We start from the raw sequence: 21,939 nt of genomic DNA, 5'->3' as shown, positions 1-21,939 counted from the left end.
TCACCCGGTCGGGTCAGCTGTGGCCGGAGCGGGCGTACCAGCGGCCGTCGTCGTGGGTGACCTGGACCGGGCGGCCGAAGCAGGCGCTGAGGTGCTCGGCGGTGAGGGTGCCGGCGACCGGGCCGGAGGCCAGGACGCGGCCGTCGCGCAGCAGCAGGGCGTGGCTGGTGTTCGGGGGGAGCTCCTCGAGGTGGTGGGTGACGGTGATGGTGGTGAGGCCGGGCTGACGGTCCGCCAGCAGGTGCAGCGCGTCGATCAGGTCCTCGCGGGAGGGCAGGTCGAGGGCGTTGAACGGCTCGTCGAGCAGCAGGAGGGAAGGGTCGGCCATCAGGGCACGGCTGATCAGGACGCGGGCGCGCTGACCGCTGGAGCAGTCCCCGAAGCGACGGTCCGTCAGTTCCTTGAGGCCCAGCTCGGCGAGCAGCCGGTGGGCCCGCTCGCGGGTGGCGGCGTCGTACGCCTGCCAGACCGGCTGCACCGTACCGGTGGCGCCGGTCAGTACCACGGTGTGGGCGGTGGCGTCCGCCGGGACGCTCTGGGCACTCGACACCAGGCCGATCCGGGCCCGGAGTTGACGCAGATCGACCTTGCCGAAGCGCTCGCCGAGCACCTCGGCGGAGCCGGAGGTGGGGAAGGTGACCGCCCCGGCGATCTTCAGCAGGGTGGTCTTGCCGGCCCCGTTGGCGCCGAGCAGTGCCCAGTGCTGGCCGGTCCGTACCGTCCAGTCGACCCGGTCGAGGATGACCTCCTGGCCGGAGGTGGGGCGGTGCAGCGAGACCTCGGAGAGGGAGAGGACGACGGGCGGCCGGGGCACGGTGGTCATCCCGGCACGATAGCGGCCGACGGTCCGTCAGGCGGTGGTGCGTCTGCGGAGCGAGACGGTGGGTGGGTGTGTGGGCGGGCGGATCGGGGGCAGGCGGGGGTGGACGGACCGTTCCCGAGCAGAGGAGTGTCTCGTGTCGCACATCGCGGAGTCGGTGGAGGTCGAAGCGCCGGTGACGGACACGTTCGAACGGTGGGTGGCGAGCCCCGGGTACCCGCGCTTCCTGCACGGGGTCGAGGCGGTGCGGCTGACCGGGGCGGCCCTGCACTGGGTCACGGTGGTGGACGGTGAGCAGCGGGAGTCCGAGGCGACGGTCACCGAGCTGGTGCCGGACGAGCGGATCGCCTGGGAGGCGGCGCACGGCACCGACGCGTCCGGAGTGGTCACCTTCCACGCCCTGGAACCGGGGCGGACCAGGGTGATGCTCCAGCTCGACCACACCCCGCACGGCGTGCTGGACAACGTCAGCGACTGGCTGGGCTTCACCGCCCACGACGCCCACCGCTGCCTCCAGGCCTTCAAGGAGACCATCGAGGAGGAAACGCAAGGGTCCTGACGGACCGTCCGGGACGGCCGACGGTGGCCCGCCCGGACGGTCCGGGTTTCGTCCGCGGCTTCTCAGAGGCCCGGGGTGACGGACTGGGCGGTGTTGTAGGCGGCCCGCTCCTGGTCGCCGAAGTTGGTGCCGGCCGAGTAGGGGCTGGGGGCGCGGGACTCGGCCTCGGCGATCACGTCCAGGCCGCCCGCCTCGGACTCGGCGAAGTGCGAGGTGACGCCGGTGAGCAGGCCTTCGCCGGTGGCCGGGTCGAAGTCCTTGAACCAGGGGCCGCCGCTGGAGCCGGGGCTCAGCTGGGACTCCATCAGGTCGCTGTTGGTCTCCCACCACCACTCGTGGTTGATCCAGGCCGGGCCGGTGGAGAAGTACAGCGAACGGCCGTCGTAGATCCGCTGGTGCTCGGCGGGTACGCCGTTGACGTTCGGGGAGCCGTCGATCACGGCGGCGCCGGTGGCGGAGAAGTTGGGGCCGCTGTAGCTCTTGAAGTTGACGGTCGGGTAGCCGAAGTTGGTGCGCGGGGTGAGCCGGGGCGGGTTGAAGCCGATCGGCTGGCCGCCGCCGACCACGTCCTCGATCGGTCGGGCGTCGGTCGGGCTGTCCACCACCAGCGCGGCCATGTCGTCGTTGTTGAAGTGGTTGGCCTGGGCGGCCCAGCCCTCGGTCAGCCAGGCCCGGGCGACCGGCCAGACGCCGTACGGGGCGACGTCCGGGCCGATGGCCGGGCCGGAGTTCAGATCGGTGCCCGGCGCCACCCGGGGCAGGTGGTCGCCCCGGAAGCCTGGTATGAAGAGGGCGTTGGTGGCGACCTGGTTGAGGTCGAGCGGGGCGTTGAGGCCCCAGTTGATCCGCAGGCAGTGGGCGGCGGTGACCACGACGCTCTTGTTGGCGCTGCGCACCACGGTGGCGGTGCAGGCGGAGAGGGCGTCGGTGCCGGTCGCGCCGTCGGCGTTCTGCATCCGCATCACCAACTTGCCCGTGGTGCGGCTGATCCGGCCGCCGCCGGCCCACGGCCTGGCGGTGTCATCCCAGCCGGCGGCCGGGGCGGCGGCCTCGGAGCCGTCACCGTTCAGCGCGGCGGCGGCGAGGCGGTTGAGGTTCCAGTACGCGGCCTGCTGCTGGAGCGCGGCCGGATAGCCGGCGCCGAGCGGTACGTAGCGGAGCTCCACCGGCGCGGCGGCCTGGGCGGCCGGGGCGGCAGCGAGGGTGGTACCGGCCAGCGCGGTCACCGCAAGGGCGAGGGCGGAGGCGCGTCGGCGGAGCGGGGCATGACGGAGCGTCATGAGGCTTACTCCTCGGTAGGGTTACGGTACGAACCGACGCTAGCAGTCGGTCGCGGTCGCGCCCAGAGGGCCTCCGAGGAGGTGTCGGGGTGGCACTTCGCCCAGGCCGGAGTGCTTCCGTCGTGGGCGACCGGACGGGCCGTCAGGCGGTGGCCGGGGGCTGCCAGGTGTAGAGCTCGTCCATCGCGCGGAGCGAGAGGGACGGGGGAGCGGCGCGGACGGCGAGGTCGCGGAGGGTGGTGGCCAGGGGGTTGGTGAGCTGGACGAGCCGGCCGGCCCGGCGGGAGCGGCGGGCGATGGTGGTGGTGCGGCGGTGCCGGGCGGCGGAGTAGGCGGCCAGGGCGCGGCGGGTGTCGGGGACGGTGTCGAGCAGGTGGGCCAGGACGACGGCGTCCTCGATCGCCTGGCAGCCGCCCTGGCCGAGGTTGGGCGTCATGGCGTGCGCGGCGTCGCCGAGCAGGGCCACCCGGCCGTGGTGGAACTTCGGTAGTGGGACGGTGAGTTCGTCGAAGTCGTGGTGGAGGATGGCGGCCGGGTCGAGACGGTCGAGCAGGGCCGGTATCGGGGCGTGCCAGCTGCCGAAGCGGCGGAGCAGCTCGGTGCGGTGGTCGGTGCGGTGGTCGGTGGGCGGGGAGGTGCGCCGGGTGGTGGCGGTGGCGTAGAGGTAGATCCGGCCGTCGGCGAGCGGGACGATGCCGAAGCGTTCGCCGCGGCCCCAAGTCTCGGACGCCTGGCCGATGGTGAGCCCGTCGCCGGGGACGACGGCGCGCCAGCCTGCCTCGCCCGCGTGGCGCGGGCCCGAGTGGCTGGGGAAGAGCTGCTGCCGGATGGCGCTGCGGATGCCGTCGGCCGCGATCACCACCTCGGCCCGCAGGTCCCCGCCGGCGGTGTGCAGTACGGCGGTGTCCCCGTCCTGGTCGACTCCCGTGACCGCTGTGCCGGTGCGGATCGCATCGGCGGGGAGGGCGGCCGCGAGGGCATCGACCAGGAAGCCACGGTGGACGGCGCGGGCGGGGAGCCCGTACCGCTCGGTGAGGACGTCGGTGTCGGAGCGGGTGAGCCAGCGGCCGTCCGGGCCGCGGAGCCCGACGGCGCCGGAGAGGGGCTGCCCGGTGGCCATGGCGGGGCCGAGACCGACGGTGGCCAGGGCGCGCAGGGCGTTCGGGGCGAGCACGATCCCGGCGCCGACGGCCGAGACCTGCGCGGCCCGCTCGCAGACCGTGACCCGCCAGCCGCGCCGGTGCAGCGCCACCGCCGCGGTCAGTCCTCCGATGCCCGCTCCGGCGATCAGGGCGTGACGGTCCGTCATGTCGGTTCCCCCTTCCGTTCTCTACAGGTGTAGAGGCTTCTGGGTCGCCACTCTACAGCTGTAGAGTGGCCTCATGTCCACCCCTGATCGCCGGACCCTGATCGCCGACGCGGCCATCGCCACCGTCGCCTCCGCCGGCCTGCGCGGGCTCACCCACCGCGCGGTCGACGCGGCCGCCGGGCTGCCGGCCGGCAGCACCTCGTACTACTTCCGTACCCGGGAGGCCCTGATCGGCGCCTGCTACCGACGGCTGGCCGAGCTCGACCTCGCCGAACTCGACGCCGGACAACGGGAGTCGGACGGGCCACCGGACCCGGACGCGGTGGCCGAGGGGCTGGCCGCCCTGCTGCACCACTGGCTCACGGCGGCGTGCGAACGGCAGCTGGTCCGCTTCGAGCTCAGCCTGGAGGCCGCCCGGCGGCCGGAACTGCGGGCCGAACTGGAACAGGCCGGCGGCGCGGCCAGGGCCCGGGCGGTGACGCTCCTGCGCTCCCTCGGCGCTGCCCACCCTGAGTCGGCGGCCGACCTCCTGGTCTCCTGGACCGACGGCCTCCTCTACGACCGCCTCGCCGGCGCCACCGCCCGCACCCGCCCGGCCCCGGACCTGGCCGAACTCGCCTCCGTGGTACGGAAGATGCTCCGCGCGTCGTTGGACGGAGCCTGAGCCTGCCGGGGGCAGCCCTTGGCGAGGGCCTGGAGGCGGTCGTAGGCGCCGTTGAAGTAGTTCTGGTCGCCGGGGACGGCGCTGGGGGCGGCGGCGTAGCGGGCGAGCCGGAGGGGGTCGGTGGACGCGAAGGAGGCGTTGTTGCCGGCGCACTGCTGCCACCGGTTGGCAGTGGTGTGTACAGGGTTGCGCCTTGCCGCTGACCAGCATGAACGAGCTGAGGTACCCACCTACGCAACCATGGCCGGCGAGCCGTCGTCCGGGGTGTTCGGGTAGATCCCCAGGGACTCTAGAGCCATGTCGTCCTCCAGTGTCGATCAGGTTCCACGTGGTTCCAAGGATGCTGACCGAGCGTGCCCCTGTCAGGTTCATCCGAATCTGACGAACTGCCAGGTCCCGCGAGGGGCGGCACCGTTGGACTCCCACGGCGACGCTGGTCCCTCTGCCGACCACGGCGCGGGGCCCGGTCATCCCATGAAGGGACAGCCGGGGCCCGGCGCCGCGGTGACGGAGGGTCAGCCCTTGGCGAGGGCCTGGAGGCGGTCGTAGGCGCCGTTGAAGTAGTTCTGGTCGCCGGGGAGGGTGCCGGAGTCGGCGAACTGCCAGATGGTCTGGTAGGTCCAGCCGGCCGGGAGGGTGCCGGGGGTGGTGGCGTAGCGGGCGAGCCAGAGGGGGTTGGTGGTGGCGAAGGAGGCGTTGTTGCCGGTGCACTGCTGCCACCAGTTGGTGGTGGTGTAGATGGTGGGGTAGCGGCCGGTGCGGGAGTGGACGGTGTCGGAGAAGGAGCGGATCCAGCTGACCATGGCGCTCTGGGAGAGGCCGTAGCAGGTGGCGCCGTAGGGGTTGTACTCGATGTCGAGGGCGGGCGGGAGGGTCTTGCCGTCGGCGGACCAGCCGCCGCCGTGGTTGACGAACCAGGTGGCCTGGGTGGCGCCGCTGGAGGTGTTCGGCAGGGCGAAGTGGTAGGCGCCGCGGATCAGGCCGGCGTTGTAGGAGCCGTTGTACTGCTGGGCGAAGTACGGGTTGGTGTAGCTGGTGCCCTCGGTGGCCTTGACGTAGGAGAAGCGGGCGCCGTTGGCCTTGGTGGCGGCCCAGTTGACGTTCCCCTGCCAGCTGGAGACGTCGTTGCCCAGGGTCTGGGTGACGGCGAGGGAGGCGAGCGGGGCCGCGGTGGATCTGCCTTCGTGGGCGGCGACGGTGGAGCCGGCGAAGTCGCGCTCGGGGTGGAGGGCGGGGGAGGAGGGGGAGGCGGAGGCGAGGCCGGCGGTGCCGAGCAGGAGGGCGCCGGTGGCGGCCGCGAGGGCGGTGCGCCGCAGCGGTCCGGCGGAGGTGCGGAGTACGGGTGCGCGGTGGGGCATGGGGCACTCCTCGGTGACGGGCGAGCGAGGGGGCTCGCCGGGCGCCGACGAGGGTAGTCATGCACCGGACGCCTCCACCATGGCGCGTAGACCACACCGTGGGGGCCCGGATGATGTGGGAAGCAGACATGGCGCGGGGCTGTGGCACGATGCGGGGGCGGGCCGGTGGTCGGCCCGGGAAGCGGAAAGCGAGTACCGACGATGACCTCCGAGACCTCCGAACTGACCTTCCGTCCGGCCGGGCCCGCCGACGTCCCGGCGCTGGTGGCGCTGGTGGAGTCGGCCTACCGGGGCGACAGCAGCCGGGCGGGATGGACCACCGAGGCGGACCTGCTGGAGGGTCAGCGGACGGATGCCGAGGGCGTGGCCGCCGTGATCGAGGCGCCGGGCAGCCGGCTGGTGCTGGCGGAGCGGGACGGCGAGCTGCTCGCCTGCTGCCAGCTCGAACACCGGGGGGACCGTGCGTACTTCGGCATGTTCTCGGTCCGTCCGTCGCTCCAGGGCAGCGGGGTCGGCCGGCAGGTGCTGGCCGAGGCGGAGCGGGTGGCCGGGGCCGAGTGGGGCGTGCGCGAGCTGGAGATGACGGTGATCGAGCAGCGGGCCGACCTGATCGCCTGGTACGAGCGGCGCGGCTACCGCCGGACCGGCGAGTTCTCGCCGTTCCCTTACGGGGACGAGCGGTTCGGCGTGCCGCTGCGCGACGATCTGCGCTTCGAGCGGCTGACGAAGGCGATCTGAGACGGGGCAGAGGGGTGGAGGCAGGCAGCTCGGACGGGGGCCTGAGGGACTGACGGGACGTCAGGATCCTTGCTGCCTGGCGTGATTCATGCCCCGTTCACGATTGGTCCAGACCAATGTGGAAGACTGACGGCCGTACGGTTCCGTCCGTCCGAGCCCGGGGGGGCTTTCTTCCGCATGCCCGCACGCCAGATCAACCCGCCCGCTCCGTCCGTCCCGACCGCTCAGGCCTTGCCGGAGCCGCCCGACGACCGCGAGCTCTACTGGTACTTCGGCCCGCAGCGCCGCTGGGTGCTGCTCTGCTCCGCACTGTCCTACGCCGGGGCCACCGTCACCCTCGGCCTGTTCGCCCTGAGCCACCCGCTGCTCTGGCCCTTCCTGGTGCTGGTGGTGCTGAACGGCGCCACCTGGCTGCTCGGCCTCGGTGACGGCCAGCGCCAGCGCCGGCACTCGCTCGACAGTCACCAACTCCTGCTCCGCGCCTGGCGGCCCGAGCGGATCCCCGCCGTCGACCTGCTGCTGCCCACCTGCGGCGAGCCCCTGACCGTCCTGGAGAACGCCTACCGGCACGTCTCCCGGGTGCGCTGGGACGGCGAGTTGACCGTCCGGGTGCTGGACGACGCCGACGACCCGGCCGTCCGCGCCCTCGCCGAGGAGTACGGCTTCCGCTACCACAGCCGCCCCGACCGGGGCCGCTTCAAGAAGGCCGGAAACCTCAACTTCGGTCTGGCAGCCGGAAGTTCCGACCTGGTTGCGGTGCTGGATGCGGACTTCTGCCCGCGCGAGGACTTCCTCCACCACCTGGTGCCCTACTTCGACCAGCCCGACACCGGCATCGTGCAGAGCCCGCAGTGCTTCGACACCGACCCCTCGATGAGCTGGCTGGAGCGCGGCGCCGGAGCCACCCAGGAGATCTTCTACCGCTGGATCCAGCCCTCCCGGGACGCCCAGGACGGCACCGTCTGCTGCGGCACCAACGCGCTCTACCGGCGCCGCGCCCTCGAACTCGCGGGCGGCTTCTTCGAGTCGGACCACAGCGAGGACCTGTACACCGGCCTCGCGCTGACCCGGCACGGCTACCGCACCCGCTACGTGCCGACGCTGCTCGCCAAGGGCCTGTCGCCCACCGGCCTGTCCGCGTTCATCAGCCAGCAGTACCGCTGGTGCCTCGGCTCGCTCGCCCTGCTGCGCGACCCGGACTTCCACCGCGGCCCGCTCTCCCGCTCCGCCCGGATGTGCTTCTGGAACGGCATCCTCGGCTACCTCAGCAGCGCCGTGAACGTCTTCGCCGTGCCGCTGCCCGCCCTGCTGCTGCTCTTCTTCGCCCCCGAGCGGATCGAACCCTGGCAGGTCCTGCCCTTCCTGCCGCCGCTCTGGGTCTCCCTCGCGCTGCTCCCGGCCGCCTCCCGCACCCGCTGGCGCTTCGAGGTCACCCGGGTCCAACTCCTCAGCGGCTTCTGCCACATGATCGCCCTCGCGCACGCGCTGCGCAGCCGCAGCGCCGACTGGGTGCCCACCGGCGCCATCGCCGGCCGCTCCGCGCTCGGCCGCACGGTCGGCCGGATCGGGGTCGTCTGGCTCTCGTTCTGCCTGGCCGCCGGCGTGGTCGGCCTGGTGCGGGCCGTCCTGCTGCACGGCTGGCAGCCGTACTGGGCGCTGGCCGGGCTGCTGGTGCTCACCGCGTACACCACGGTGCCCGTGCTCTCCGCGCTCTGGGCGCTGCTGCGCGGCGAGGACCAGGTGCGCGGGCCGAAGCGGGCCGCGGAGAGGACGAACCCCGAGCGGTTCGAACGTCCGGAGGCGCTGGCCGTCACCGCCGTGCTGCTGCTCACAGCCCTGCTGGCGAGTGGCTGGGCCGACCCGCTGTTCTGAACCACCGCCACTTCTGACAGACCCTCAGAACCTCCGTGCGCGTCGCCCCACCGGCGCGGGAACGACCGTCGGCAGCCCACCCCCAGGGGCCCGGCGGCACCACCCACCGCAGCCGTCGCAAGGAGCACCACCGTGTCCGACCTGATCACCCTGACCCGGCCGACCAGAACGGCCCAGGCGCCGCCCGCGCCCCGTTCCGGAGCCGTGCCGAGCTCGGGCGCCGCACCCTTCCGCCCCGACATCGAGGGCCTGCGCGGCGTCGCCGTCCTGATCGTGCTGGCCTTCCACGCCGGAGTCCCCGCCCTGAGCGGCGGCTACGTGGGCGTGGACGTCTTCTTCGTGCTCTCCGGCTTCCTCATCACCGGCCTGCTGGCCGGCCCCCGCCCGCTCGCCCTGCGGGACTTCCTGGCCCGCCGGGCCCGCCGCATCCTGCCCGCCGCCGCCGTGGTGCTGACCGCCACCGCGCTGGGCGGCTGGCTGCTGCTGGACCCGCTGCGCGGCGCCGACCTGGCCCGCGACCTGCTGGCCGCCACCGGGCAGTTCGCCAACTGGCGGTTCGCCGGGCAGCAGACCGACTACCTGGCCGCCACCCGGGACCCGAGCCCGGTGCTGCACTTCTGGTCGCTCGGCGTGGAGAACCAGTTCTACCTGCTCTGGGGCGGGCTGGTGCTGCTGCTGGCCAAGGGCCGCCGCCCGGCCGTCTGGGCCCTGACCCTGGTGGTCGGCACGCTCTCGCTGCTGCTCTGCCTGCGCTGGACCGCCGACGCCGCGCCGCTCGGCTACTTCTCCACCGCCACCCGGCTCTGGGAGTTCGCCCTCGGCGGCGCCGCCGCGCTGCTCTACCGCCGCCGGCTGTTCGGCTCCACCCTGCTCGGCTGGCTCGGCCTGGCCGCCGTGCTGACCGCCGCCCTGCTCTACGACCGCTCCACCCCCTTCCCCGGCAGCGCCGCGCTGCTGCCCGCCGTGGGCACCGCCGTCCTGCTGCTGAGCGGCCCGGGTACCGGCCGCTGGTACCAGGCCGGCGGGCTGCTGGCCAGCCCGCCGCTGCGGGCCGCCGGGCGGCTGTCGTACGCCTGGTACCTCTGGCACTGGCCGGTCCTGACGATCGCTCAGGCCCGGTACGGCGCCCTGCCGTTGGCCGTCACCCTCGCCCTCGCACTCGGCTCCGCGCTGCCCGCCTGGCTGACCCTGCGGTACGTCGAGCGGCCGCTGCGGCGCGGGCGCTCCGGCGCCCCGCGCAAGGGCCTGTCGGTCGGCGCGGTGGCCCTCACCGTCCCGCTGATCGCCGGGCTCACCCTCGGAGGCGGTGCCGTCCGCGCCCTCGGCGACCCGGACGCGGTGGTGGTCATCCCGGCCGGCGCCGCCGGCGGGCCGCTGCTGCTCGCGCCCGGCGTCCAACTCGCCGGTCTGACACCGACCCTGGCCCGCGCCCGGACCGACCACCCGCCGGCCGGTGACTGCCAGATCGCCCTGACGGCGGATCAGAGCCCGCCCTGCCTGTTCGGTACCCCGGGCGCGAGCGACCGGGTGGTGCTGCTCGGTGACTCGCACGCCGGGCAGTGGATGGCCGGACTGCTGCCGCTGGTGCGCGAACGCGGCTGGGCGCTGGAGGTGTTGGTGAAGCCCGGCTGCCCGCTGCCCACCATGACCGTCCGGGACGAGGTGCTCGGCCGCGAGTACACCGAGTGCGACCGCTGGCGGGAGAACACCCTCACCCGGCTGGCCACCGGCCCGCGGCCCCGGCTGGTGGTGGTCGCCGGGCTGAACCGCTTCGGCGGCGCCGAGCAGCGCTCGGCCGGCTGGGCCACCACCCTGGAGCGCCTGACGGCGGTCGGCGCGCCGGTCGCGTACCTGGCCGACACCCCGATGCCCGGCAAGGACATCCCGGTCTGCCTGGCCTCCGGCGAGACCTGCACCTTCCCGCGTGAACAGGCCCTGCTGCCCGAGCCGTTGCTCACCGACGGCCTGGCCACCAAGTACGCGGTCACCGTGCTGGACTACCGCGCCCTGCTCTGCCCGGGCGAGGGGGAGTGCCCGCCGGCCCGTGAGGGCGTGCTGCTCTACCGCGACACCGGGCACATCACCTCCACACTGGCCGCGACCCTGGCACCACGGATCGACCACGACCTGCGGACGGCCGGACTGCTGCCGTGAGTCGAGCCTCCTGGAGCGTGCAGGTGGTCAGCCTGCCGCTCCCGTAGGGCCCGTGCAGCGCCCCTCGCGGGCGACCACCTGTCCGCCCTTGACCACCAGGTCACGGGCGGGCAGGTCCACCACCACCTGGGGCAGGCACTCGCCCTCCACCAGGAAGAAGTCGGCGGGGGAGCCGGGGGCGAGGTTCGCGACGGGGAGGCCGAGCAGCTCGGCGCCGCCGGTGGCGGCGAGGTCGAAGCACTCGGTCAGGTCCCGGTCGGTGCGGGCGTCGGTGGTCCAGCCGAGCAGGTGGGCGCGGTGCAGCATGTCGGCGTTGCCGAACGGACTCCAGGAGTCCCGCACCCCGTCCGAGCCGAGGCCCACCCGGACCCCGGCCGCCTGGAGCTGACGGAACGGCAGCACCTGGTGGGCGGAGGGGGCCACCGTGGTCAGCCCGATGCCGGCGTCGGCGAGGAGCTCGGCCAGCGCTTCGAGCGCACGGCCCGTCAGCTCCGGGACGCAGAACGCGTGGCTGACCACGACCCGGCCCTGCAGACCGGCCGCCCGGGTGCGGGCCGCGATGTCGCGCAGCGGAGCGAGGCCGCGCTCGCCGCGGTCGTGCAGGTGGACGTCTACGGGAAGACCGTGGCGCTCGGCGAGCGCGAAGACCTGGTCCAGCTGGGCCGGGCCCTCGCCGTCGTCCACCCCGTCGAACCCCGCCGGGTCCAGGCCGCCGACCGCGTCCACCAGCCCGCTCGCGGCCGCCTCCGCGAGCAGCGCGCCCGCGCCGGGCGTGCGGCGCACCCCGTGCTGGGGGAAGGCCACGATCTGCACGTCGAGGGCGGACCGCAGACGCTCGCGCGCCTCGGCCAGCCCGGTGACCGCCTCCAGCCCGTACGCCGGGGCCACGTCCACGTGCGCGCGGACGGCGCGGGTGCCGCGGCTCACAGCGTTCGCCAGCAGGCGGTGGGCGCGGTCGGCGAGGGAGGTGCGCTGCCAGTCGTGCAGCTCCACGTCCCCCCGCACGTACTCCGCCAGTCCGGCCGCCGGCTTCCGGCTGTACCAGGGCTCGCCCCAGGCCGTCTTGTCCGGATGGATGTGCGCGTCCACCAGCCCGGGAAGCGCGATCCGCCCGCCGCCGTCGACGGTCTCCGTCACCGCCCCCTCCGGCACCCCGTCCACCAGCACCCCGCCGACGGCCACCAGTTCGACGGGCTCCCCCTCCCCGAACGGCCGGACGTTGCGGAACACGGTGGCGGTGGGCGTGGTCATGCGGTCTCCTGCTCGGACGGACGGGCTCACGGTGGATCGTGCCCGACCGTCATTCTCGCAGTGCCGGCAGCACGGTCTCCGCGACCCGGTACGCCTCCTCGAGCAGCGGGTTGCCGGAGAGGATGAAGGTGTCGACGCCGAGGGACTGGTACTCCCGGAGGCGCTCGATCACCTGCTGGGTGCTGCCGACGACGGCGGTGCCCGGGCCGGGACGGAACAGGCTCATGCCGGGCCAGAGGTTGGGATGGGTCTCCAACTCGCGTGCGTGGCGCGGGACCCGGCCGCCGTGCTGGCGGAACTGACGTTGCCAGCCGACGCCGTCCTCGGCGCCGTTGCCGAGCATCCGGGTGTAGGTGGCCTGGCTGGTGACGTCGAGCAGGTGGTCGGCGGCGGCCCAGGCCTGCTCCTCGGTGTCGCGGACGATCAGGTGCAGTCGCAGGCCGAGCCGCAGGGTGCGGCCGTGGGCGGCGGCCCGCTCGCGGACCAGGTCGAGCTTCTGCCGGAGCTGCTCCAGCGGCTCGCCCCAGGTGAGGTAGACGTCGACGTGCTCGGCGGCCATCTCGATGCCGGGTGCCGAGGAGCCGCCGAACCAGAGCGGGGTGTGCAGGCCGCCCTGGACGGGTGCGAGCTCGCGCAGGGAAGCGCCCGCGCCCGGCAGGTCGTAGAACCGGCCCTTGTGGTCGAAGACCTCACCGGCCGTCAGCCGCTTGACGATCGACCAGTACTCGGCGCTCAGCTCGTACCGCTCGTCGTGCTCCAGGTGCAGTCCGGACTGGCGGAGCTGCTCGGTGGAGCCGTTCACCACGTTGAAGCGGAGCCGGTCCGGGCCGAACAGCTGACTGAAGCTCAGCGCCATCTTCGCCAGCAGGGTCGGCGAGATCAGCCCGGGGTGCACGGCCAGCAGCGGCTTGAAGCTCGGCCGGGTGACGGCGGCCAGCGCGCTGGCCAGCGGCCAGACGTCGTACAGGTCGGTGGCGAACAGCGCGCCGTCGTAGCCCAGGCGGTCCGCGGCGATGCCGAGTTGCTGGAGGTAGGCCAGATCGACGGGGCGGCGGCCGGCCGGCTCCCAGGGGAAGGCGCCTTCGCGCGGGATGACGTACCAGAGGATTTCGGGGGTGGGCATCAGCGGGCTCCGAGGACGGCGTCGGCGACGGTGATCGAGGTGGGCAGGAAGCCGGCGGCGGTGAGGATGTCGGCGGCCTCCTGCTGCTCGGCCAGGAAGGCGGCGGAGACCGGCTCCAGGGTCCAGGGCAGGGCGGCGAGCGCCTCGCGCCAGTCGGCCGCGCTGCCGCCCTGGTCGGTGGCGGCGATCGCTGCGGCCTCGTCCAGGTGGCTCGCGGCCCAGGCGTCGGCGTCGGCCAGGGCGGTGACGATCACCTCGACCAGCTCGGGGCGGGCGGTCGCGAAGTCCCGGCGGGTGAAGAAGACGGACCGGTCGGTGATCACGTCCCCGGCCTCGGCCAGGGTACGGACCGTGCCGGCCCGGCGGGCGGCGGTCAGCTCGGCGCCCTGGGCCACCCAGGCGTCGATCCGGCCGGCCAGCAGGTCGTCGTACGAGCCGGCGTCGGAGCGCCGGGCGGCGATGTCGGCGCCGTAGCCGAGCCCGGCGCCGGCCAGCGCCTTGGCGGTGAAGTGGGTCTGCCACGATCCGATCGCCAACGCGACCGTCCGGCCCCGGAGTTCGGCGACGGTCCGGATCGGGCTGTCGGCCGCGACCAGCAGCGCGCCGTGGCCGGGCCGGGGTGCGGAGACGGCGGCGTACACCAGGTCGTGTCCGGCGGCCTGGGCGGAGAGCGGCGGGGTGGAGCCGGTGCCGCCGAAGTCGATGGTGCCGTCGGCCAGCGCGGCGGCGGTGTCGAGGCCGCCGACCTGGTGCCAGGCCACGGTCTCGCCGAGCGGGGCGAGGGCGGCCTCCAGCAGGCCGAGGCGGGACAGGTGGTAGAGCGACGGGTTCGCGTTGTGGACCCCGATGTTGACGGTCATTCAGTGCGCTCCGGTGATCGAGGGGGTGATCGAGGGGGTGGCAGACGGGGTGGCGAGCGGGGAGTGCACGCCGAGGTCGGCGAGCAGGCGGCGGCGGAGGTCGGCGAAGGCCGGGGCGGCCGGGTCGCGCGGGTGGTCGAACGGGATCCGCTCGTCGGTGATCAGCTTGCCGTCGCGCAGCACGGCCACCCGGTCGGCCAGCCGGACGGCCTCCTCGACGTCGTGGGTGACCAGCAGCACGGCCGGACGGTGGGCCCGGCAGAGCTCGCCGACCAGGTCCTGCATCCGCAGCCGGGTCAGCGCGTCCAGTGCGGCGAACGGCTCGTCGAGCAGCAGCAGTTCGGGCTCCCGGACCAGGGCCCGGGCCAGCGCGACCCGCTGGGCCTCGCCGCCGGACAGCGTGCCGGGCCAGGCGTCGGCGTGACGTTCCAGCCCGACCTCGGTCAGCGCGCGCAGGGCGGTCTCCCGGGCGGCCGCGCCCCGGGGCAGGCCGACCAGCACATTGGCCAGCACCTTCTTGGAGGGCACCAGCCGGGGCTCCTGGAAGACGACGGTGCGGGCCTCGGGCACCAGCACCGTCCCCGCGTCGTGGTGGTCCAGCGCGCCGAGGATCCGCAGGAGCGTGGTCTTGCCGGTGCCGCTGGCGCCGAGCAGGGCCAGGAACTCGCCCCGGGCCAGGTCGAGGTCGAGGCCGTCGAGGACGTGCCGGTCGCCGAAGGTGCGGCGCAGGCCGCGCAGGTGGACGGCGGTGTCGTCGGGAAGGGTGGTCATCGTTGGGCTCCCTGGGTGCGCCACGGCATCAGCAACCGCTCCAGCAGGCGGACCAGACCGTCCGCGATCAGCCCGATCAGGGCGTACACCAGGATGCAGACGGTCAGGACGTCGGTGCGCGAGTACTCCTGCGCGGTGGACATCAGGTAGCCGATCCCGGCAGTGGAGTTGATCTCCTCGGCGGCGATCAGCGCGATCACGCTGAGCGTCATGGAGAGCCGCAGGCCGGAGAGCAGTGCGGGCAGCGCGCCCGGCAGCACCACCTCCCGGACCAGGGCGGCCCGGCCCATGCCGAAGCTGCGCATCGCCTCGACCAGCTTGCGGTCGGTGTTGCGCACCCCGCCCGAGGCGGAGACGTACATCGGGAAGCTGGTGGCCACCGCGATCAGCACCACCCGGGCGGTCTCGCCGATGCCGAACCAGACCATGAACAGCGGGACCAGTGAGAGGAACGGGATCGTGCGCAGCAACTGGACGGAGGAGTCGACGAGTTCCTCGCCGAGCCGGGAGAAGCCGGTCAGCACGCCGAGCGCGAGGCCGGTGCTCGCGCCGATCAGCAGACCGCTGCCGGCCCGGCCCAGCGAGACGGTGAGGGCCTCGCCGAGCTGGCCGGAGGACCAGAGCTCGCCCAGCGCCTGGAGCACGGCGCCGGGTGAGGCCAGCAGGTCGTCGGTGAGCAGACCGGTGGCCGAGCTGACGTACCAGGCGAGCAGGACCACCAGCGGGCCGAGGGTGCGCAGGGCGAGTGCGGTGGCGGGGCGGCGCGGCCGGGCGGTGCGGGGCCGGGGGGCGACCAGCTGACCGGCGCTCATCCGGCGCTCCCGGGAAGGGTGTTGACGTCGATGAGGTACGGCTTGACGTCGAAGAAGCCCTTGATGATCTGCTGGTCGGCGAAGAACCGCGCCACCGTGTGGAAGCGGTTCAGATCGGCCTCGGTGATCGGCTGGGCGACGCCCCGGGCCTTGTCGAACGGGATCTGGATCTCGCGCTGGGCGGCGCTGACGGCCTCCGGCCCGGAGGTGGTCTTGACGTTGAGGTAGGCGCCCGGGTCGGCCTGGAGCTTCAAGCCGGACGCGTGCAGGTACTCGTACAGGGCCTTGACCACGGCGGGGTGGGCGTCGGCGAACTTGGTGCGCACCGTCCAGACCGCGTAGTTCTCCGAGCCGACCTGGCCGCCGTTGACCAGGAAGTGGGCGTTGCGGTCGGCGAGTTGCGGGACGGAGTAGGTGCCCCAGGTGGACCAGGCGTGCACCTGGCCCGAGTTGAAGACCGGGGCGGCCTGGTTCGGCTGGAGGTAGACCCGCTCGACCTGGTCGGCCGGAATGCCGTTCTGCTGGAGCGCTTTGAGCAGCAGGTACTCGCTGGTGCCGCCGTGCCAGACCGCGACCTTCTTGCCGACCAGGTCCTTGACGGTATTGATGCCGGAGTCGTTCTTGACCAGGATGCCCTCGCCGAGCGCGTCGGGGGCGACGGCGGCGAACAGCTTGAAGCCCGGGGAGGCGGCCAGTGCGGCGGTCGCGGAGGTGATCGATCCCTGGGCGAAGTCCAGTGCACCGGCGTCGAGTTGCTGGGCGGCGGGGGCGAAGGCCCCGGCGGTGCCGGTCCAGACGACCTTGGCGTTCACCTTGGCCAGCGCCGCGTCGAGCGAGCCGTCCTTCTTGGCGACCGCGAGCAGGCCGGAGTTGCCGTCCTCGGGGATCCGGACCTCGATCCGGGCGGCCATGTCGCCGGTCGCCGAGCCCCCACCGCCGGCGGCGCCGCAGGCGGCCAGGCCGAGCAGGGCGGCGGTGAGGAGTGCGGTGGACGGGAGCCAGCGGGAGTTCATGACGGATCGCATTCTGGTAGCGGGTCAGTTGCCGTGGGGGCGGGGGGAGTGGCGGCGGGCGTCGAGCAGGGCGCGGGCCTGCGCCAGTGGCGCCGGGTCGGCCCAGCTCCGGACGTTCACCGGGGCGGGCAGGAAGCCTTGGGCGGACAGGAAGCGCTCCTGCTGCGCGAGCAGCTCCAACCGCTCGTCGGACAGGTCGATCCGCAGCGAGTGCCCGATGTCGGGGCGGTAGGCGCCGGCCACCCCGGTGGCCCCCGCGCCGGTCTCGGCGCTCAGGATCCGGGCCAGTTCGGAGGGCCGGTCACGGGCCCACTCGGCGGACTCGATCAGTACGGCGAGGAAGCGGGCGACCAGGTCGGGGCGCCGCTCCAGCAGGCGTTGGTGCACGGTGATCGGGCGCGGGGTGCCGTTGTTGACCCGGTTCCGGCGGTCCGGCAGGGCGTCCAGGTCGATCGCCACCACGGCCCCGAAGCGCTCGGCCGCCTCGACGGCCAAGGCGCCCTTCACGTAGACGGCATCCACCCGGCCGTCCCGCAGGGCGGCCAGCTCGCCCTCCCACTGGCCGACCGGAGAGCCCGGCACCTCGGTCAACTCGGCGTCGGCCAGGGTGAGTCCGGCCGAGGCCAGCGCACCGGCGAAGCCGGCCAGCGCCATCGCCCGCCAGAAGTCGATCCCGACCGGGTGCACGGGTACCGCCAGTCGCAGCCCGCGCAGTCCGGCCGGCTCGCGGATCCCGCTGCCGGCCCGGACCAGTACCGACTGCCGCTCCTCGATCCAGGTCAGCCCGATCAGCCGGGTCTGCTCGCCGCCCGAACGGGCCCACAGCGCGGGCACGTTGCCGCCTTCGCGGATCAGTCCGTCCAGGGCGTGGGTGAAGTGGTGGTCGGCGGCCTCGGCGGCGGAGACCTCCTGGAGTGACCGGACGGTGATGCCGTCCGGGGCGAACTCCTCGGCCAGCCGGCCTCGGTCGGCGGCGATGCCGGTGGCGGTGGGCACCGGGCAACGGGTGAACCAGAGTCGGTCCATGCGTGGAACTCCCAGAGTGGGGTGACGCGTTGCCGCACGCGGTTCTCACCACGCGGCAAGGCGGAGGTACGGGGCGGTCGCGGGCGGGTCAGCGACAACAGCGGGTCAGGGTCGGGAGCAGTGTGCGAGTGGTGGTCATCGTGCTGCTCCTTTCCGGTCCCGTTGGCCTGGTGACAGGAGGTTTGCACGGGGCGGACGGCCGGGGCAAGGCTTCCACATAGTGGGAACCCATCTGTTGGCAGAGCCGTCAGGTGGTGCAACTCGCGTTCACAGTGCGGCAACAGTTGCCAGATGGTGGCACCGTTCGCATGCTGGGGACATGACGACGACGGACGCTCCCACCGGGGCCCAGGCGGTCACCCGCGCGCTGGGACTGCTGCACTGCTTCCGGGACAACACGGGCGAACTCAGCGCCTCCGACCTGGCCCGGCAGATGGAGCTCTCCGTCTCCACCGCACACCGGCTGGCCCGCACCCTGGTCGCGGCAGGTTTCCTGGAGCAGAACGACCGCACCTCCCGCTACCGGCTCGGTCCGGCCGTCGCCGAGCTGGGCCAGCTCTCCCTGCACCAGCGCGGACTGCACCGCGCCGCACCGGAGTTGGCCGCTCTGTCGGCCGCCACCGGCGCTGCGGCCGATCTGGCGATCCGGGGCGGCAACCACGCGGTGATCCTGGTCGGCGCCTCCATCCAACCCAGCACCGGCCTGGGCCTGCGACGTCCGCTGCACTCCACCGCACTCGGCAAGGTCCTGCTGGCCTGGGCCGGCCCCGGCGAGGACGATCTCACCGCCCTCCCGCCACTGACCGCGCAGACCGACCGCACCATCGTCGACCGGGCCGCGCTGGCCGCCGAACTGGCCCTGGTCCGGTCGGCCGGCTACGCCCTGAACGACGGTGAATCCGCCTACGGCATCAGGACCTTGGGCGTCCCGGTGCTGGACTCGGCCGGCCGGGCCCACTTCGCGCTGGCGCTGCGCTCCACCCCCGATGTGCTCACCGATGCCCGGCTGCCCTCCTTCCTGGCCCGGGTGCGGGCCTGCGCGGAGGCGCTGGAGGTACTGCTGCTGCCGCCGGACCGGCGCCGGGTGCGCACCTTCGACTGACGACGCCGACCGCCGGTCGTACCGTCAACGCGGCGTGAACACCTCGTGACGGCAACGGACCTGACGGGACGTCGGATCACCGGCTGAGGACCGGGACAAGGCGTGGAGCATTCTGCCTGCTTCTGCCGCTGTAGCCGCCCGCCGTTGTCACCGGGCGGTGCACCACCAACGCCCAGGCCCGGCGGTTGGACACTGGCGGCCTGACCTCGACCAGCTGTCGTGGTCAGCCGCCGTACAGGGCGCGGCAGATGCGGGCCTCTTCGGAGCCGGGGGCCCACTGGCCGAGTTGTTCGGCTTGGGAGCAGATGCCGAGGGCGGCGAGGAGGGGTGGGCCGGGGGAGGTCTTCGGGGTGGTGGGGGGCGGTTTGGGGGAGGCGGAGGGCTTGGGGGTGCGGGCGGCCTGGCGGGGTTTGGACGGGGGAGTGGGGCGGGTGGAGCTCGGTGAAGGGGAGGGGGATGGGGACGGAGACGGGGAGGGGGCGAAGGTCGGGATGGGGGGTGGCGGCGGGGCCGGGGTCGGGGAGGTGGCCGGGCTCGGTTCGGGGGAGGTGAGGACGGCGGCGGTCGGGGTCTGGTCGGGGTCGCAGGCGGTGGGGAGGAGGGCGAGCAGGCCCACCACGCCGACGGCGCCCGCGGCCCAGGCGGCGGTGCGGCGGCGCTTGCGGTGCGAGGGAGGTGGCGGTGGGGGGACGGGCGCGGGGGCGATCGGGGGTTGCCAGGGGTAGGTGGGCGGGGGTGGGGGCTGTCGCTCCCACTCGTACTGCCACGGGGCCTGCCACTGTTCGTTCACCGCTGTACCTCCACCGCTGCGCCTCCCCTGACGATCCGCCAGACGGTCCGCCGAATGGGCGGCCGCTCTGATCAACGACGGAGTGGGCCGGGCGGTGCGCTGCGCCGTACGGCGGTGGCCGGGGATGCGGGGCGGCCGGGCCCGGCCGAGGGTGGGGGCATGAGCAACGACACTGCCGCCACCCTGCTGGTCGAGGTGGCCGAGTACCGTACCGACAGCCGTTACCGCCTGGTCCACTTCCGGGGCACCGGGTGGGAGCCCCTGGACCCGCAGGAGTTCGAGCCGAGGGCCCGTCAACTCTTCCCCGACCTGGACCCGCACGACCCGATCCGGGTGCACTGGGCCGACCGCCCGTGGGAGTGGCCGGCCTGGCACCCGGGCGAGGCGTGAGGAGGTGCTCAGAGGGTCAGGTCGTGGCCGCCCGCGGCTGTGACGAGCAGGGTCAGGGCCGCCCGGCCGGGGGCGGTGATGCCGGCCGGGCCGAGGGCGAGTTGCGCCGTGCAGGTGCGGGGCCAGAGGGCCTGGCCGCTCCACCACTGCCAGCCCCGGTCCGGCACGGCGTCGGGGCGGAAGAGGGCGGCCCAGGCGGACAGGGAGAGCGGGGAGGGAAGGGAGGGAGCGGGTGGGAAGGACGCGGCGAACCAGTCGGGGAGGAGGCTGGGCCACCGGGAGTCGTCCGGCCAGGTCCCGGCGGCCGCGTGGGCCAGGACGGTGGTCAGGACGGAGGTGATCCGGGACATCGTCAGTTCGGGGTGGCCGGAGTGGAATTGGAAGGCCGCTTCGGGGCGGGGGTCCGGCACGGACGGGTGGGGGCCGTGCTGGACGCGGAGGAGCTCGGTGGCCGGGGTGGCCGGGGCCAGGGCTTCCCGGAGCAGTTGGTGGACGCGGGGCGGGAGAGCGGCGGCGGCGGACTCGGTGGGTGGGAGGAGCGCGTGCCGGTCCTCGGCGGTCGCGGTCCGGAAGGTGCGGTGGGGGCGGAAGAGGGCGGCGGCCAGGAGAGTGGTGTCGGTGGTGGCCCGGGCGGCGAGGCGCGGGTCCGCGTCGGTGGTGAGGCGGAGGGTGAGGGCGAGGCGGGCGACGGGGTCCGGCTCGTGCAGCAGGAGGTAGCCGGCGCGGCGGGCGGCGGGGTGGTCCCGGTCGGTGAGGAGTTCGCGGGCGAGGCCGTCGGGGAGCCGGGCGGACCGGGGTTGCAGGGTGGTGGCGGTCTCGCGGACCACCTTCGGGGACGGGTCGCGCAGCAGCGGCAGCAGGAGCTCCATCGGGGCAGCCGCCAGGGTCCGGAGGCCGCGTACGGCGGCGGCCCGGGTGCGGGAGAGCGGGTGCGTCAGGAGCGGGAGCAGCAGGGCCGCGTCCGTCTGCAGGCCGCCCTCGACCAGGCCGGCGATCGCACCGGTTGACGGGTCGTCGGCCCGGACCGCCTCGCGGTAGTGGGCGAGGAAGTCGCCGCCGGTGCGGCGGACGGCGTCCCGGGCGAGCGCCCTGACCTGGCCCGAAGGGTCCGTCAGGCGGGCCGTCGCCTCGGCCGGGTGGCCGCTGCGCACCAGCGCGGTGAGTGCCAGGGCCCGCACCTCCGGGTGGCGGCCGGCGGCCACCTTGCGGAGCAGGTCGAGCTGGTTGGTCCAGAGCGCTTCGCGGGCGGCGGCCTCGGCCGCCAGCGTCCGGACCTGCCGGTCCTGGTCCTGGACGGCGAGGGCGACCAGGGTGCGCAGCGGCAGGCGGTGCGGGCCGGACAGCCGGGCCCGGAGGACGGAGCGGCGGACCCGGAGGTCCGGGTCGGCGAGCAGAGCGGTGAGCAGGGCGGTCAGCTGTGGCGAGTCGGGCAGCTCGGCCAGGGCGCTGCGGGTCTGGCGGAGCGCGAAGTCGGCGCGTTCGCGACGGTCCGTCAGGACGACGGTGCGGAGCACGGCCGGGAGAGCACCCGTCGGGTGGTCGTGCAGGGCCAGGGCGAGGGCGGCCCGGGCGGGGCGGCGGACCTGCTCGGCCCAGTCGCAGCTGCGGAGCACCAGGGCGGGGAGCAGCTCCAGGGCGGGCTGACAGCCGCTCAGGCGCCGGGCGGCCTCGTGCACCGCTCGTTCGCGCAGCTTCCCGTTCCGGTCGGCCAGGGCGAGCAGGAGCCCGGCCGGGTTGCGGGGGACCTGATGCGGATCGGCGCCGGGGCGGCCGTGGGACTGCTCCTCGCGGACGGTCTCGTCCAGCTCCAGCAGGGCCAAGGGGTGCTCGTTCAGCAGCCGCAGGGCCGTGGTGGAGGGCTCGTTCGCCGAGGCCGCCGCCAGTTCGCGCAGCGCGGCGAGCAGGTCGGGCCCACCGGCCGGGGTGGTGGCGGAGGGCAGGACGTGGCGGAACCGGGCGAGGGCGGCGGGTTCGGACATGCCGTCATGCTGCCGGAGGCGTGGCCGTCCTGACCAGCTGATTTCACCCGTGGCGGTGTCGGAGGGAG

At 74.1% G+C, this 21,939-nt stretch carries 20 protein-coding genes; 7 read left to right on the top strand and 13 right to left on the bottom strand.

Features of this window, described 5'->3' with window-relative positions; all coding sequences use genetic code 11:
- Window positions 1–13: 13 nt before the first annotated feature.
- Complete coding sequence (locus ACZ6ZR_RS27325) at window positions 14–823, bottom strand: ABC transporter ATP-binding protein (RefSeq protein WP_465646635.1); 810 nt, start codon at window positions 821–823, stop codon at window positions 14–16.
- A 133-nt stretch (window positions 824–956) separates the two neighbouring features.
- Here ACZ6ZR_RS27325 and ACZ6ZR_RS27320 point away from each other — a divergent pair, with 133 nt between their 5' ends.
- Window positions 957–1,379, top strand: a complete 423-nt coding sequence (locus ACZ6ZR_RS27320; RefSeq protein ID WP_465646634.1) for an SRPBCC family protein — start codon at window positions 957–959, stop codon at window positions 1,377–1,379.
- Window positions 1,380–1,441: 62 nt separating this feature from the next.
- On the opposite strand, the gene ACZ6ZR_RS27315 is transcribed toward ACZ6ZR_RS27320, so the two are convergent.
- Together ACZ6ZR_RS27315 and ACZ6ZR_RS27310 are read right to left on the bottom strand one after the other, a co-directional pair.
- Window positions 1,442–2,659, bottom strand: a complete 1,218-nt coding sequence (locus tag ACZ6ZR_RS27315; protein ID WP_465646632.1) for a trypsin-like serine peptidase — start codon at window positions 2,657–2,659, stop codon at window positions 1,442–1,444.
- A 142-nt stretch (window positions 2,660–2,801) separates the two neighbouring features.
- Window positions 2,802–3,968: an FAD-dependent monooxygenase gene (locus tag ACZ6ZR_RS27310; protein WP_465646630.1), complete on the bottom strand. Its 1,167-nt coding sequence runs from the start codon at window positions 3,966–3,968 to the stop codon at window positions 2,802–2,804.
- Window positions 3,969–4,041: 73 nt separating this feature from the next.
- Between ACZ6ZR_RS27310 and ACZ6ZR_RS27305 the strand changes: the two genes are divergently transcribed.
- The gene (locus ACZ6ZR_RS27305) at window positions 4,042–4,632 is read left to right on the top strand and encodes a TetR/AcrR family transcriptional regulator (RefSeq protein ID WP_465646629.1); all 591 of its coding nucleotides are present in this window, start codon (window positions 4,042–4,044) and stop codon (window positions 4,630–4,632) included.
- Window positions 4,633–5,147: 515 nt separating this feature from the next.
- On the opposite strand, the gene ACZ6ZR_RS27300 is transcribed toward ACZ6ZR_RS27305, so the two are convergent.
- A complete protein-coding gene (locus ACZ6ZR_RS27300; protein WP_465646627.1) occupies window positions 5,148–5,990 on the bottom strand; it encodes a lysozyme in 843 nt (280 codons plus the stop codon).
- A gap of 201 nt (window positions 5,991–6,191) precedes the next feature.
- On the opposite strand from ACZ6ZR_RS27300, the gene ACZ6ZR_RS27295 reads away from it, so the two are divergent.
- The 3 genes from ACZ6ZR_RS27295 (at window position 6,192) to ACZ6ZR_RS27285 (ending at window position 10,754) form a co-directional block, all read left to right on the top strand.
- Window positions 6,192–6,728 carry a GNAT family N-acetyltransferase gene (locus ACZ6ZR_RS27295; protein ID WP_465646626.1) on the top strand — a complete coding sequence of 179 codons (537 nt, stop codon included), beginning with the start codon at window positions 6,192–6,194 and terminating at the stop codon, window positions 6,726–6,728.
- Between the two features lie 177 nt (window positions 6,729–6,905).
- The gene (locus ACZ6ZR_RS27290; RefSeq protein ID WP_465646624.1) at window positions 6,906–8,600 is read left to right on the top strand and encodes a glycosyltransferase family 2 protein; all 1,695 of its coding nucleotides are present in this window, start codon (window positions 6,906–6,908) and stop codon (window positions 8,598–8,600) included.
- A 132-nt stretch (window positions 8,601–8,732) separates the two neighbouring features.
- The gene (locus tag ACZ6ZR_RS27285) at window positions 8,733–10,754 is read left to right on the top strand and encodes an acyltransferase family protein (RefSeq protein ID WP_465646622.1); all 2,022 of its coding nucleotides are present in this window, start codon (window positions 8,733–8,735) and stop codon (window positions 10,752–10,754) included.
- 27 nt (window positions 10,755–10,781) lie between these two features.
- Here ACZ6ZR_RS27285 and ACZ6ZR_RS27280 read toward each other — a convergent pair whose 3' ends face one another.
- The 7 genes from ACZ6ZR_RS27280 to ACZ6ZR_RS27250 are packed head-to-tail and all read right to left on the bottom strand — an operon-like array spanning window position 10,782 to window position 17,610.
- Window positions 10,782–12,005 carry an amidohydrolase gene (locus tag ACZ6ZR_RS27280; RefSeq protein ID WP_465646620.1) on the bottom strand — a complete coding sequence of 408 codons (1,224 nt, stop codon included), beginning with the start codon at window positions 12,003–12,005 and terminating at the stop codon, window positions 10,782–10,784.
- Between the two features lie 49 nt (window positions 12,006–12,054).
- Entirely contained in the window at window positions 12,055–13,128 is a 1,074-nt protein-coding gene (locus ACZ6ZR_RS27275) for an LLM class flavin-dependent oxidoreductase (protein WP_465646619.1), read from the bottom strand.
- Window positions 13,128–13,988 carry an ABC transporter substrate-binding protein gene (locus ACZ6ZR_RS27270; RefSeq protein ID WP_465646617.1) on the bottom strand — a complete coding sequence of 287 codons (861 nt, stop codon included), beginning with the start codon at window positions 13,986–13,988 and terminating at the stop codon, window positions 13,128–13,130. Before ACZ6ZR_RS27270 ends, ACZ6ZR_RS27275 begins: the two co-directional genes overlap by 1 nt.
- Window positions 13,989–14,759, bottom strand: a complete 771-nt coding sequence (locus ACZ6ZR_RS27265) for an ABC transporter ATP-binding protein (RefSeq protein WP_465646615.1) — start codon at window positions 14,757–14,759, stop codon at window positions 13,989–13,991.
- Window positions 14,756–15,571 (bottom strand): ABC transporter permease, encoded by an 816-nt coding sequence (locus tag ACZ6ZR_RS27260; protein ID WP_465646613.1) that lies wholly within the window; start codon window positions 15,569–15,571, stop codon window positions 14,756–14,758. The genes ACZ6ZR_RS27265 and ACZ6ZR_RS27260 overlap by 4 nt, the downstream gene beginning before the upstream one ends.
- Complete coding sequence (locus ACZ6ZR_RS27255) at window positions 15,568–16,584, bottom strand: NrtA/SsuA/CpmA family ABC transporter substrate-binding protein (protein ID WP_465646611.1); 1,017 nt, start codon at window positions 16,582–16,584, stop codon at window positions 15,568–15,570. Before ACZ6ZR_RS27255 ends, ACZ6ZR_RS27260 begins: the two co-directional genes overlap by 4 nt.
- 24 nt (window positions 16,585–16,608) lie before the next feature.
- Window positions 16,609–17,610, bottom strand: coding sequence for an ABC transporter substrate-binding protein (locus ACZ6ZR_RS27250; RefSeq protein ID WP_465646609.1), 1,002 nt, complete (start codon window positions 17,608–17,610; stop codon window positions 16,609–16,611).
- Window positions 17,611–17,929: 319 nt separating this feature from the next.
- Here ACZ6ZR_RS27250 and ACZ6ZR_RS27245 point away from each other — a divergent pair, with 319 nt between their 5' ends.
- Complete coding sequence (locus tag ACZ6ZR_RS27245) at window positions 17,930–18,712, top strand: IclR family transcriptional regulator (protein ID WP_465646607.1); 783 nt, start codon at window positions 17,930–17,932, stop codon at window positions 18,710–18,712.
- 223 nt (window positions 18,713–18,935) lie between these two features.
- Here the strand turns inward: ACZ6ZR_RS27245 and ACZ6ZR_RS27240 are convergent, their stop codons facing one another.
- A complete protein-coding gene (locus tag ACZ6ZR_RS27240) occupies window positions 18,936–19,502 on the bottom strand; it encodes a hypothetical protein (RefSeq protein ID WP_465646605.1) in 567 nt (188 codons plus the stop codon).
- A 159-nt stretch (window positions 19,503–19,661) separates the two neighbouring features.
- Here ACZ6ZR_RS27240 and ACZ6ZR_RS27235 point away from each other — a divergent pair, with 159 nt between their 5' ends.
- The gene (locus ACZ6ZR_RS27235; RefSeq protein WP_465646603.1) at window positions 19,662–19,892 is read left to right on the top strand and encodes a hypothetical protein; all 231 of its coding nucleotides are present in this window, start codon (window positions 19,662–19,664) and stop codon (window positions 19,890–19,892) included.
- 8 nt (window positions 19,893–19,900) lie between these two features.
- Here the strand turns inward: ACZ6ZR_RS27235 and ACZ6ZR_RS27230 are convergent, their stop codons facing one another.
- Window positions 19,901–21,871: a hypothetical protein gene (locus ACZ6ZR_RS27230; RefSeq protein WP_465646601.1), complete on the bottom strand. Its 1,971-nt coding sequence runs from the start codon at window positions 21,869–21,871 to the stop codon at window positions 19,901–19,903.
- Window positions 21,872–21,939: the final 68 nt, after the last annotated feature.

Source organism: Kitasatospora sp. NPDC088742 (assembly GCF_055584905.1).
Note: the sequence above shows the minus strand (reverse complement) of the source record. Positions and strands in the feature narration are given on the sequence as shown.